This window comes from Limosilactobacillus sp., from assembly GCF_022482365.1.
Taxonomy (GTDB): domain Bacteria; phylum Bacillota; class Bacilli; order Lactobacillales; family Lactobacillaceae; genus Limosilactobacillus.
Map to the genome: position 1 here is coordinate 430160 of NZ_JAKVPE010000001.1, position 12258 is coordinate 442417.

Annotated in this window: 15 protein-coding genes; 10 read left to right on the forward strand and 5 right to left on the reverse strand. The window is 50.0% G+C overall.

Annotated elements, in window-relative coordinates; translation table 11 throughout:
- The first annotated feature begins 7 nt into the window (after window positions 1–7).
- Window positions 8–1735, forward strand: a complete 1728-nt coding sequence (locus tag LKE23_RS02050; RefSeq protein WP_291977849.1) for a DNA/RNA helicase domain-containing protein — start codon at window positions 8–10, stop codon at window positions 1733–1735.
- Window positions 1736–1969: 234 nt separating this feature from the next.
- A complete protein-coding gene (locus LKE23_RS02055) occupies window positions 1970–2863 on the forward strand; it encodes a 3-hydroxyacyl-CoA dehydrogenase (protein ID WP_291977850.1) in 894 nt (297 codons plus the stop codon).
- 73 nt (window positions 2864–2936) lie between these two features.
- On the opposite strand, the gene LKE23_RS02060 is transcribed toward LKE23_RS02055, so the two are convergent.
- Window positions 2937–4427 carry an amidase gene (locus LKE23_RS02060; RefSeq protein WP_291977851.1) on the reverse strand — a complete coding sequence of 497 codons (1491 nt, stop codon included), beginning with the start codon at window positions 4425–4427 and terminating at the stop codon, window positions 2937–2939.
- Window positions 4428–4554: 127 nt separating this feature from the next.
- Here LKE23_RS02060 and LKE23_RS02065 point away from each other — a divergent pair, with 127 nt between their 5' ends.
- Together LKE23_RS02065 and LKE23_RS02070 are read left to right on the forward strand one after the other, a co-directional pair.
- Window positions 4555–5235, forward strand: coding sequence for an amino acid ABC transporter permease (locus LKE23_RS02065; protein ID WP_291977852.1), 681 nt, complete (start codon window positions 4555–4557; stop codon window positions 5233–5235).
- Window positions 5236–5265: 30 nt separating this feature from the next.
- Entirely contained in the window at window positions 5266–6117 is an 852-nt protein-coding gene (locus tag LKE23_RS02070; protein ID WP_291977853.1) for a transporter substrate-binding domain-containing protein, read from the forward strand.
- Window positions 6118–6170: 53 nt separating this feature from the next.
- Here LKE23_RS02070 and LKE23_RS02075 read toward each other — a convergent pair whose 3' ends face one another.
- Window positions 6171–6653, reverse strand: a complete 483-nt coding sequence (locus LKE23_RS02075; RefSeq protein ID WP_291977854.1) for a flavodoxin — start codon at window positions 6651–6653, stop codon at window positions 6171–6173.
- Between the two features lie 180 nt (window positions 6654–6833).
- Here LKE23_RS02075 and LKE23_RS02080 point away from each other — a divergent pair, with 180 nt between their 5' ends.
- Window positions 6834–7271, forward strand: a complete 438-nt coding sequence (locus tag LKE23_RS02080; protein ID WP_291977855.1) for an OsmC family protein — start codon at window positions 6834–6836, stop codon at window positions 7269–7271.
- Window positions 7272–7291: 20 nt separating this feature from the next.
- The gene (locus tag LKE23_RS02085; protein WP_291977856.1) at window positions 7292–8305 is read left to right on the forward strand and encodes a lipoate--protein ligase; all 1014 of its coding nucleotides are present in this window, start codon (window positions 7292–7294) and stop codon (window positions 8303–8305) included.
- A 104-nt stretch (window positions 8306–8409) separates the two neighbouring features.
- Here the strand turns inward: LKE23_RS02085 and LKE23_RS02090 are convergent, their stop codons facing one another.
- Together LKE23_RS02090 and LKE23_RS02095 are read right to left on the reverse strand one after the other, a co-directional pair.
- The gene (locus LKE23_RS02090) at window positions 8410–8733 is read right to left on the reverse strand and encodes a type II toxin-antitoxin system YafQ family toxin (RefSeq protein WP_291977857.1); all 324 of its coding nucleotides are present in this window, start codon (window positions 8731–8733) and stop codon (window positions 8410–8412) included.
- A gap of 2 nt (window positions 8734–8735) precedes the next feature.
- Entirely contained in the window at window positions 8736–9029 is a 294-nt protein-coding gene (locus LKE23_RS02095; RefSeq protein ID WP_291977858.1) for a type II toxin-antitoxin system Phd/YefM family antitoxin, read from the reverse strand.
- Between the two features lie 170 nt (window positions 9030–9199).
- Between LKE23_RS02095 and LKE23_RS02100 the strand changes: the two genes are divergently transcribed.
- From LKE23_RS02100 to LKE23_RS02110, 3 genes are all read left to right on the forward strand, one after another.
- Window positions 9200–9514, forward strand: a complete 315-nt coding sequence (locus LKE23_RS02100; RefSeq protein WP_267202604.1) for a MazG-like family protein — start codon at window positions 9200–9202, stop codon at window positions 9512–9514.
- Entirely contained in the window at window positions 9507–9668 is a 162-nt protein-coding gene (locus LKE23_RS02105; RefSeq protein ID WP_291977859.1) for a hypothetical protein, read from the forward strand. Before LKE23_RS02100 ends, LKE23_RS02105 begins: the two co-directional genes overlap by 8 nt.
- Window positions 9669–9734: 66 nt before the next feature.
- Window positions 9735–10274 carry a flavodoxin family protein gene (locus tag LKE23_RS02110; RefSeq protein ID WP_291977860.1) on the forward strand — a complete coding sequence of 180 codons (540 nt, stop codon included), beginning with the start codon at window positions 9735–9737 and terminating at the stop codon, window positions 10272–10274.
- Between the two features lie 97 nt (window positions 10275–10371).
- Here the strand turns inward: LKE23_RS02110 and LKE23_RS02115 are convergent, their stop codons facing one another.
- On the reverse strand, window positions 10372–11241 hold the full coding sequence (locus LKE23_RS02115; RefSeq protein ID WP_291977861.1) for a LysR family transcriptional regulator: 870 nt from the start codon (window positions 11239–11241) through the stop codon (window positions 10372–10374).
- Window positions 11242–11339: 98 nt separating this feature from the next.
- Here LKE23_RS02115 and LKE23_RS02120 point away from each other — a divergent pair, with 98 nt between their 5' ends.
- Entirely contained in the window at window positions 11340–12128 is a 789-nt protein-coding gene (locus LKE23_RS02120; protein ID WP_291977862.1) for a PhzF family phenazine biosynthesis protein, read from the forward strand.
- Window positions 12129–12258: the final 130 nt, after the last annotated feature.

Here is a 12258-nt window from a genome sequence, read left to right on the forward strand (position 1 = left end):
GAGCTTGGTGGCTAAAAAGTACATTCTCAAGGAATTTAAGATTGATCGACTTTCTAAAGAGCCACGACCAATCAAGGGCGAACGGATTGGAATCAAAGATCGGCAACGCCTCGAGAAGGGTGACTCTATTTATATCTATTTTGGCCGAAGCCACAGTTATGTTGGGCAAACCAAGCAATTCTTGACTCGCTATAAGCAGCATTATGACCTCCAGTCTAAGTTTGATATTCATAACTATAACTGTGTTGTCATGTCGTTTGGCCAATTGATCAATAGAAATTCGCTTGACGATATCGAAAATCAGCTGATTTCCTATATTGCTGCCGATGGGAAGCACAACGAGGTCCTCAGCGATAACTCAACCGGTGGTAATTCCGTCGTTGGGTATCCGCAACAAAACCTGGTTAAAAGTGACTTCATCATTCCGTTCTGGCACGATCTCTATACACGTAATTACGTTCAAACGCCAAATCTGGACGTTGTTCAAAATTCCCTCCTTTTCAAATATTCGCCCTTTCACCAACTTTCCGACGTTCAGGCCGGCATTATCCAGGAAATTGTCGACGATCCTGATCATAGCTTCGTCATTAATGGCATGGCCGGTACTGGGAAAACCGTGATGCTAACTAACCTCGCCGCAACTTTAAGACATAAAATGCCGACTAAGACCGTCGCAGTAATCGTCAAGACAAACTGGGTCAAGACGGCGAAGAAGATCTTCAAAACTTATGGTGATAAAGACATCCATGTTTTTACCGCTGTTCAGTTTATCAATTCTGGTAAACATTACGACTACCTGATCGTTGATGAAGCACATCGCTTGCGCCGCTACTACTCAAAGAGCAATAACGTGTTAAACGTGATTTTTAAGTACCCAGAAAAAGTGGCGGAGGAAAAGGGAACCAATTATGACCCCAACGGAAATGAATTATTAAAAATCGTCAAGCAATGCAAACAGCTAGTTTTGATGTATGATCCAAGCCAACAAATCAGGCCAGGAGACATTACCGCCACCCAGTTCCAACACGTTATTCAAAATGGCAATTTCAGACAGTTTAATCTGCCAACTGAATATCGAATTAACATTGAACCCACTCAAAAGGGCTACCAAAGGGCTTTCTCCGGTGACAACTTTATTAATGGAATCAAAGCTTTCCTCGGGATTGGTGGACCTAACACCAAATTCTATAAGGAATTGTTTACGAATTATCTGGTTAACGGCGAGGATGCCTACTTCGGAATTTGCAATTCGATTCAAGAGCTATTTGACTACCTTAACGATATGCGAAACTATGATCCGACGTCCCAGAATCGGGTTGTTGCTGGTTATTGCCGAAAATGGGTCAGTCGTAAGAATGGTAAACCTGATTGGGTTGAGGGAGAGCATCACTGGAACTGGAATTCACGTTTGGAAGACTGGCTGGACGCACCCGATTCTGAAAACGAAATTGGTTCCATTCATGCTGTTCAAGGAATTGACTTAAACTATGTTGGAGTTATTGTTGGTAAAGATCTGACGGTTGACGACAACGGACACTTGGTCGCAAATCCCCAATTCTACTACGATAGCTATGGTAAGTTTAAGAAGGATGATCCTCATCCCGTCGAATTTGATCGCTTCGTCAAGAATATCTACTATGTCTTGCTAACAAGGGGAATTAACGGCATCCGTGTTTACTTTGAAGATCCAAAAGTAGAGCGATTGTTTAAGAGGTTTATGGGGATCGAGAAGTAAATTAACAAACAGAATAAGTTTTACACGCAGTGCTTATCTAAATTTAGGTAAACACTGTTTTACGTATTGCATTTAAGACTAAAAAAACACTGACACTTTTTACCATAACTGGTTCAACCAGTTACCAATCCAACATTTGTCCTCAATTGCCGCGCCGAAAGTCCCCAAGCTATTTAACCGGTTTCATTTAATTGCTAACCTAAGGGTGAACAATCAAATGAAAGGGTGAGCATTATGCCAATTCAAAACGTTGTCGTTGCCGGTGGGGGTGTCCTCGGCAGCCAAATCGCCTATCAGACCGCATTGCATGATTTCAAGGTGACCCTCTACGACCTCAGCAGTGAATCTCTTCAGCAGGCTCAGGAAAGAATCAAGGTCCTCTTCCCGGACTACCATCACGACCTCGGGCTTTCGCAAGCGGACTTTGACCGCCATCTCGCCAATCTCTCTTACACCACCGGCCTAGAGACAGCGGTGGCCGATGCGGACCTGGTCATCGAGGCCATCCCCGAAAAGCTGACGATCAAGGAGGCCTTTTACCAACAGCTGTCTAAGCTTGCACCTGAAAAGACGATTTTCGCCAGCAACTCCTCCTCGCTTCTGCCATCCCAGCTGGTGGGTTACACTGACCGGCCGGATCGCTACCTGCACCTGCACTTTGCCAACCACATCTGGAGCCGCAATACTGCCGAGGTCATGGGCACCAAGGATACGGATCCGAAGATCTTCGCCGAGATCGTAAATTTTGCCAGTGCGATCGGGATGATCCCGGTTCCACTGCACAAGGAACAGCCCGGTTACGTTCTCAACGCCATGCTGATTCCGTGGCTGAACAGTGCACTGATCCTGTGGGCAAAGGGCGTTACCGATCCGCTGACCATTGATCGGACCTGGATGAAGGACCTCGAAGCACCGGTGGGCCCGTTCGGCATCCTTGACATCATTGGTCTGCGTACCCACTACAACATTGTCAAAAACATGGCCGACAAGACCGACAATGCGGATCTCCAGCTGGCCGCTGCCAAAATGAAGGAGCGAATCGACGCTAACAAGTTAGGCCCGAGCACCGGCGAAGGTTTCTACCATTGGCCGAACCCCGCTTTCCTGTCACCTGATTTCCTGAAGTAACAACTAAATACTGAGAAAAAAGCACTTCGAATTGATCAAAAATCAGTCCGAAGTGCTTTCACTATCTTTATTCTTAATCGAGGTGGGGAACCGGGTTTAGCAGCTTAAACTGGCGCTGCTCCTCAAACAGCCTGGCAACCTGCAGGAGGAGGTCTTCACGCCCCTTGTTAGCGATGAACTGAATCCCCATTGGCGTTCCCTGCTTGCTCATGCCAGTCGGCAGGGAGATGGCGGGCTCGCCGGTCATGTTGGCCTGCTCCGTAAACGGTGATTGGATGGTCGCAGGCAAACATTGGTCGTAGATAAGCTGCCGCTGCTCTCCTGGCGTCAATTCATCCATGTGCTTCATCTGCTCGACATATTCCGGCCGATCCTGGTAATCGACCCGTGGTGCTGGCTGAGCATTCGTCGGGGTTAGGAAGAGTGGGAAGAATTCATGCATTTGGACGTGCTGGTAAGCCGTCTGGTCCCAGAGTGCGAGGGTTCGGCTGTAATCAGCCGCCGAGACGTTCTTGCCCATCTGCCACAGCGCCCAGGTGTACAGCTCCATGTCGTTTTTAGTCAGCGGTCGCTTCATCCCCGCCTGAACGTTTTGGAACATCGCCGCGGTCTCGGCGCCATTCATCAGGTAGTAGGACCGCATCAGCTTGGCGCCGTCCACCGGATCGTACATCTTTTGAACCCGGAAGCCCCGTTCCCGCAGGAAGTCGACCGCGGACAACACGGCGGCCTTGGCCTCTGGGCTGACGGGCGTGCCCAGCGGGGACTTAGTCGTATAGCCGATCGTGATCTTCGGCAACGGCGTGTTTAACGCATTAGCAAAGCCCGGCTCGTACTTTGGCGTCTGGAAAACAGCTGCCGGTTGAACGGTTTGCAGCTGGTCCAACAGCATTGCTGTGTCCTTGACGGTGCGGGTCAGGGCAAAGTTAATTGAGGCACCCTGCCAGGACCGCCAGCTATCTGGCCCGGTTGGTACCCGGCCACGTGTGGGTTTCAAGCCGATCAGGCCGGTCCAGGCAGCCGGAATCCGGATGGAACCGCCACCGTCATTGCCGGCCGCAATTGGCACCCAGCCATCCGCCAGGGCCGCCGCGGAACCACCGGAAGAACCACCCGGTGTATATTTCTTGGCCCACGGGTTGTGAACTGGTCCGTAGAGCTGGTCATCCGAGCGGTTTTTAAAACCAAACTCGGGAAAGTTGGTCTGGCCAACGATGATAAAGCCGGCCTCCTGCAGGGCCCGGACAAAGTTGCTCGTCGTTTCCGCCTTGTGGTCTTTGAATAATTTGTTGCCGTTGGTGTCGGGTTCACCGGCGAGGGCTTGGCCCAACCCCTTGAGGAGGATTGGCACCCCGAGGAAGGGCTGGCCGGTGTCTTTTAACTGGCGCGCCTCTTTCAAGGCGGCCTCCTCACGCAGGGAGATCACGGCGTTTAACTTTGGATTGCGCTTCTTAATTCGGGCGATCGCGGCGGACACCAGTTCCGCGCTCGTGACCTGCCCAGTCCGCACGAGCTGGGCCAGCTGGTAGGCGGGCAGCGTCAGCAGCATTGTGTTAATGTTCATGGAATCATCCTCTCAATGCTAATTTACATTACTTTACTACCTGTATTATAAGCCGACATATATCGCTTGTAAAAACGTTTCCAGCGTCCTATACTTTAGCTAACAATTTACAAGGAGATGATGTCTTTTGGGTTGGGCCAAGTACCTGTCGATCCCCGGATTCTTTGATGCGCCCTTAGCCTTTCAATCCCTGCCGACGATCCTATCTGGTTTGCCGCTGTCACTGCTATTATTGCTCATTTGTTTCACTACGGCGAACATCGTTGGTATTCTGGTAATGTTTTGCCGGATCAGCAAGTCAAAGGCCTTATCATGGGTAGCACGTTTCTATATCTCATTCTTCCGTGGGGTACCGATGCTGGTGGTCCTGTTCTTGACCTACTTTGGTTTTAATCTTGATGCCATGCCAGCCGCGATCTTGTCATTCACGCTGGTGCCGAGCGCCTTCCTTGCCGAGTATTATCGTTCGGCCTTGAAGGGGGTCGGCAACTCGCAGTATGACTCCGCCCGCGCGTTAGGGATGTCATACACGACCATGATGCGTTACGTCATCATGCCACAGGCGTTTCGGATCGTGTTGCCATCCCTCGGGAATGTGATGCTGGATATGTTCAAGGGAACGTCACTGGCGGCGATGATTACGGTCTCCGAAATGTTTATGAAGGCCAAGATTGTTGCGGGGGCCAGTCAGGACTATATGACCATCTATATTGAAATTGCGGTTATTTACTGGTTAGTCTGCTGCGTGCTCGGCTGGATTGAACACCGGTCCGAACGCCATTTTGAACACGGAGCTGTGAAGGAATAGTTTGCTTAGTTTGTTGAAGGAGAATCTTTTATGCGTCGCAAAAAATTAATTTTTCTACTGTCAATGGTTGCACTGGTCGTCGTGGGCCTGTCAGCCTGTGGACGGAAGAGTGCTGCCGACAAGGATACTTGGACGGTTGCCACTTCCGGGACCCTGTACCCAACGTCCTACCATGATTCCAAGACGAAGAAGCTGACAGGTTATGACGTCGAGGTTATTCGGGCCGTCGCCAAGGGCCTGCACAAGAAGGTTAAGTTCAAGGAATACAATGTTGACGGGATGCTGACGGCGGTCAAGTCCGGCAAGGCCGACATGGCCGTGGACGACTTCGCTATTTCACCAACCCGGACGAAGTCATACCGGATGTCCACCCCAATCAAGCACTCGTTCAACGCCCTGATCGTGCGGAAGAGTGATAACTCCGGGATCAACTCCTGGAAGGACATCAAGGGCAAGAAGGCCGCCGGTGAAGCCGGGACCGGCTACCAGCGGCTGTCACAGCAGCTCGGTGCCAAGCTGGTCAACTACGACAACGTTTCCAACGATGTCTACATGCGGGACGTTGCCTCTGGGAAGACCGACTTTATCATGAACGACTACTACCTGCAGAAGTTGGCCCTGGCGGCTGCACCAAACAGCGGTCTGAAGATTAAGAAGAACATGTACTTCACCACCAACGAAGACGGCAAGGGTGAGGGAATTGTCATGAACAAGAAGGACGCCAAGCTGCAGCAACAGGTCAACGGCGAACTGAAGAAGCTCCGCAAGAACGGTACGCTTTCAAAGATTGCCAAGAAGTACTACGGCACGGATGTCACCAAGAAGCCAAAGGTTCACATCTCCAAGCACTTCACCATTCAAAAGAAGTATGACGGACGATAAAATGAACAAAATAAAGGGATGACGAAAGCAAAAATCGTCATCCCTTATTTTAGTTAAAAATTCAAATTCTTAATCCAGGCATCGATGGCGGCAGGGGAGTTCAAAACAGCGCCCTGGCCGACTTCAACATCGTAGCCGTTCTCCTTGACGGCCCGCTCGATGTTGCTTTGTGACCGGTCATAGGAGGTTCCACCAGACGTGGCAAAGAGGGCCAACTTCTTGCCATTGAGGCCTAGGTGATCGATGACCGTCGTGATGAAGCGCGGCGGAATCGCCCACCAGATCGGGTGACCAATGACAATGTTGTCGTAGCCACTGATGTCAGACAGGTCATCCTTGATTGCGACCCGGGTATCGTGAGTGTGCTGTTCAATCGAGGTCCGGGACTGGGAATCGTGCCAGTTCAGGTCCGCACTCGTGTAAGGCTGGGCGGGATGAATCTCCGCAATGTCCGCATTCAACCGTTGGGCGATTTGTTCGGCAACCTTCTTGGTGGTGTTAGTTGCCGAGTAGTAAAGTACAAGTGTTTTTGCCATATTCAGCACTTCCTTTCTGTAAGTAAATATAGCATGTTCGGCAGCCGGTGTAAAATACCTAATCTTAGCGCTTAACCATGCTGTTAGTGTATACAAGAAGAATGGCCAAGCTAAAATAGTGGACATTCGAACTTCAGCTGTCTAGAATAAGTTGAAACCGTTTGCGAAGGAAGGATCATAATGTCTGAGAAAATTCTGTACCATACCGTTGTCGAAAACAGTGATGGCATCCACGGGGTTGCTAAGGTAATTAGCGGCGGCAACCTGCAAGTCACTACCGCCAACCCAGTTTCTGAAGACCCGGGGACGAACCCCGAACAGCTGGTTGGCCTGGCCCTGGCCACCTGCCTGAACGCGACGATCGAGGCCGAGGAGAAGCGCCGCGGCTTGAAGCACGCCAGCGTTGTCCGCGTTGGGGTCAAGATGGGCTTTGATAACCCGGGCTTCCAGTTTTGGCTGGACTGCCAAGTCAAGATTCCAGAGGTTGATCGGGAAACGGCCCAGGCAATCCTCGGCAAGGCCGAGACGCGCTGCCCGGTTGACAAGCTCCTGAAGGGGAGCGGCAATCTGACCGTTCACCTGGTTGACGATTTTAATTTTGACGAAGAAGAGGCATAGAAGAAGAAGAGGCATAGAAAATGAAGTATCTTGTAACCGACAGCACCGATATTCGCTATAACCTGGCCCTCGAGACCTACCTGATGGAGCACGCCGAACTGGACGAGCCGATCCTGTATTTCTACATCAACTCCCCATGCATCATCCTGGGCCGCTACCAGGATGCCTATGAGGAGGTTAACCTCGATTACGTCAAGCAGCACCAGATCATCGTGACCCGCCGGACGTCTGGTGGTGGCGCGGTCTACGACGACCTCGGCAACGTCAGCTTTAGCTTCATCACCAAGGACGATGGCGACTCGATCGGCAACTTCCGTAAGTTCACCGAGCCCGTCCTGGAGGCCCTCCACGAGATGGGCGCCAAGGATGCCGAGCTGGCCGGGCGCAACGACCTCCAAATCAACGGCAAGAAGTTTTCCGGCAACGCCATGAAGACGGAGAAAGGGCGGATGTTCTCCCATGGTACCCTGATGTACGACGTTGACTTGGACGTGATCGGCAAGGCCTTGAACGTTCCTGCGGACAAGATTGCTTCCAAGGGGATCAAGTCCGTTCACAGTCGGGTCACTAACCTGAAGCCGTACTTCGCACCAGAATACCAAAACCTGACGATTGAGCAGTTCAGGGACACCCTGGCGAAGAAGATTCTCGGGGTCAGCGACCTTTCCCGGGCCAAGGAATACGTGCTGGACGACGCCACCAAGCAGGCGGTCGAGAAGTTCAATCAGGATGTTTATCGTAACTGGGACTGGATTTACGGCAAGTCACCGGCTTCGGCTATTCAGCACCGCCAACATTTTGCCCAGGGGACCGTGGACTTTCGCCTGCAGATCGAAAACGGGCGGATTAAGTACCTCAAAACTTATGGGGACTTCTTCGGCCAAAAGTCGATTGACGAATTCGAGCAGCAACTGCTCGGCACCCGTTATGATCGGGCCGCGGTGACCGAGGTACTGAGCAAGCTGAATCTGGCGGACTACTTTGGCGCCATCCCACAAAAAGAAATCATCGACCTGCTGATGCGGCAGGAATAAATTATAAGTTAACCAAGGGGCTTCTTTGATTGAAAGACAGTCATAGTAAAAGGGCAATTTGCTAATGAAATTTAATAGCAAATTGCCCTTAATTGTAAATCTAATTAGTTGTTTCTAAGCAGCTTGTTATGAGAACCTATTCTCACAGCAACTAACACCAGGTCCTGCTCTTTAATTTTGTAAATAACAACAACGTCATTAAGTTCAGTCGGTTGCTCTTTTTCTGGTGTGTCCCGGAGATGGAATTCTCGATACCCAGCGTATTTGCGTTTTAAGCCGTGATCTTTATATTCTTTAGGAAGGCGATCCCCGTCCAAAAGAATATTGATTGCTGCCCGAGTTTCGTCGATAATTGATGGGTCAATTTGGGATAGTAGTCTCAAATCATTGCTAAAGGTCTTTCGGGGGTTAAATTGGTACTGAGCCATCTTTACTTATCCTCTGTGACCTTAAAGCTATTCCAATAACTATCATTGGACTCCACAACCGGATCATCCGGAAGAATATGCATTTCAATTAACTTGTCACGGGCAATTGCATAGTCAAGGGAATCTTCCTTTGCATTGACTGCATCTAACAGTGCATTCAGTTGCTCCTGTGAAATAATTGCGGCAGTTCTTTGATTTGAACGGGCAATTAAAACGGTTTGCCCGTCATCATTTACTTGATCAAGATAACTCTTAATGTGTTTTCTAAAGTCGCTTTGTGTTGCTGCGATTGGCATTTGAATCACGCTCCTTAAAATGCAAACCTTCTTGTACTTAATATTGTACTCAATTGAGTAATATTTTTCCAATCAAATGCTCAAAGGCTAAAATTCTTCTGTGCGCATTGGCAAATTGCTCCCACTTGCTTATGATAGAAGGCAAGAACGAAGAGGGGATGGATGATACAATGACCTACGAGGAATTGAACGCAAAAATCATGGAATGGGCGCACGAACGGCAGATTGACTCGGCCGATCCGCGGGTTGAGTTTATGAAGATGGCCGAAGAGCTGGGTGAACTGTCCGCCGCCTACAATAAGGAAAAGCGTGCCAAGCTAATTGACAGCATCGGTGATCTCCAGGTTGCCCTGCTAATCTTTAGCAAGCTGGTCGGCGTCGATCACAAGGCGGCACTGACGGCGGCTTACAACGAGATCTCTGGCCGCCACGGCAAGACAACTGCGGACGGTGTCTTCATCAAGCAAAGTGACCTCAATGACTAAGAAAAAGAAAGGGCACCTGACCAAGCGCCAGGCACTGGTCTATGGTGCCTATTTATTACCGATGAACGTTTTCTTCAAGCTCTACCTAGCCGATCAAGAGAAGGCAGCACGAATTCGAAACATGCAAAAAAGACATGAGAAACCATCAAGATAAAATATTTCTCTTTTAGCTCGGCCCTTACTATAATTATGTAAGAGACAATTAAAGGGGGATCAGCACATGAAGAAAATTGTTGTATTGACCGGGAGTCCCCACCATCCGGGAACATCAGAGCAGTTGGCCGATGCCTTCGTTGCCGGGGCCAAGGCGGCCGGCAACGAGGTTTATCGCTTTGACGCGGGGCGGCGGATCAAGGACTTTTCACTGATTCAGTTGGAAGATAACCACGCCGGCGCAGAAGTCGAAATTGAACCAAACGATGTCATTAAAAATGAAGTCATGCCCAAGCTCCTGGACGCGGACATCGTCGTTTTGGTCAGCTCATTGTACTACTACGGGATTAATTCCGCGCTGAAGGCCGTCATCGACCGTTTCTACAGTTATAATCATGAACTGCACGGCGGTAAGCAGGCAATTACCCTGGTCAGTGGCTATGGTCAGGAGGATGCCTTTGCTTCACTTAACCTGTACTTCAAGCAGTTGCTGAAGTACATGCGTTGGGATCTGTTCGGCGCAGTCCTGGCTGCCGACTCTTGGAACAACCAGAAGCTCCAGCAGCACGTTCAGGAAGCACGTAAGCTAGGTGAAAGTATTCATTAGCGTAAAGAAAAGTCCGCTTTTCGGCGGGCCTTTTTAGTTATCCAATGCAATTTCATTTATAAATAACGAAAAATTATTGTAGTCGATAGATCAAACATTATGGCAGTTCGTCCCGATGTGCCAGAATGTAGTCGATGAATTGCTGGCTGGCGATCGGCATCAGGGTTGGATCCCGCTGAACAATCCCAATTTGTCGCTGCAGATTTGGGTGGAGTGGAACCGCCTTGATCTGGTAACTCTGTTTTTGCAAAACCAACTCTGCAAGGATGCTGAAGCCCAGACCGGCCTCGACCATTGACATGATCGTGAAGTCGTCATGGATTCGGGTAACAATATTCGGTTCGATTCCTGCCGTACGAAAAGCCGCCAGGGGTTCGCTGTACAGGCCCTCTTCTAGCATTAAGTAGGGCTCTTGTGCGAGGTCCTGAAGGGTCAGGAATTTCCGGTGGGCGAGGGGATGATCTGCAGGAAGGATCGCCCGTAAATCACCGCTTTTGATGTAGCGGACGTCGAGATCGGGACGCGCAAGGGGATTACAAAAACCAAAATCGACCTCGTTGTCCGCCACCCACTGGGGAATCGTAGTGTAGTCTCCCTGAAGCATCACGAATTGAACGGTCGGGTGGAGCTGACGAAAACCACGAATTAAGCGCGGTAGCCAGTGGGCGGAGATGCTCTCGATTGTTCCGATTCGGACCACAGCGGACTTGAGACCGCGGATTTCTGCGGCCCGTTCCAGGGTTGTCTGCCAATCCTTGCTTGCCTGGCGAATCAGGGGGAGCAGCTGCTTGCCGGCAGGCGTCAGTTGAACGTGGTGCTGAGAGCGGGCCAAAAGTTTAACGCCCAGTTCTTCCTCCAGGGCATTAATCATCTGGCTGACGGCAGATTGGGTGTAGCCAAGTTCCTTGGCGGCGGCGGTAAAAGAGCCGGTTTTGATAATCGCCAAAAAGGCTAAAAGACGATTCATGATAAGCGCTCCTTATTGTAAGATAAGAATTATTTGTTTCACTTATTAAGCTTAGCAGATTAGAATGTGAATTAACAATTAATAAGGGGGATTCAATTATGAAAATGTACCACGTCGATGCCTTTACCGATCAACTATTTGCGGGCAATCCCGCCGATGTCTGCCTGATGGACCATTTCCCGAGCGATGAGGTCCTGCAGAACATAGCTAAGGAAAACATGCTGTCCGAAACTGCCTACCTGGTTAAGGACGGAACGGACAAGTATCAATTGCGCTGGTTCACGCCAGGCGGTGAAATTGACCTGTGTGGCCACGCAACGCTGGCCACTGGCTTTGTGGTTTTCCAATACTGCCAGCCAACGTCCAACCTAGTGCGTTTTGAGACCAAGAGCGGCGAGCTGACGGTGGCTTACGTTGACGGCCACTACCAAATGAATTTCCCAAGCTATCCGCTTAATCAAATTCCGGTGACGGACGAAATGACCGCGACGTTTGGGGTGCGGCCGCTGGCGGCTTACTTGGCCCGCGATCTGATGTGTGTATTGCCGAGTGCAGCGGACGTGCGTAATTACCAACTAGATGCTGCTCAGTTAGCAAAGTTACCGGGCTTACTGCAAAATATCACCGCAGCAAGCGACGAACCCAAGTATGATTCGGTTTCCCGTTGTTTTGCTCCTAAGTTAGACGTACTAGAAGATCCGGTGACGGGTAGCTCGCATTGCCAAATTGTTCCTTATTGGGCCCAGCAGCTTGGCAAGCAGCAAATCACGGCATTCCAAGCCTCGCCGCGGACCGGTGTTTTGTACTGTGAGAATCAGGGCGACCGCGTTTCGCTGTCTGGAGATGTAGTCCTGTACTCAGTTGACGAACTGAAAATTGAAGAGTAGTTTTAATAAAATACACAATTTTTATAACTGCGATGTGATACTATGTCCCAAAATACTCAAGCCACTAAGAATAAAGAAAATATTAATGCAGTCTTCAAGCCCGTCAAAGATCAGCTTGCTATCGATAAAG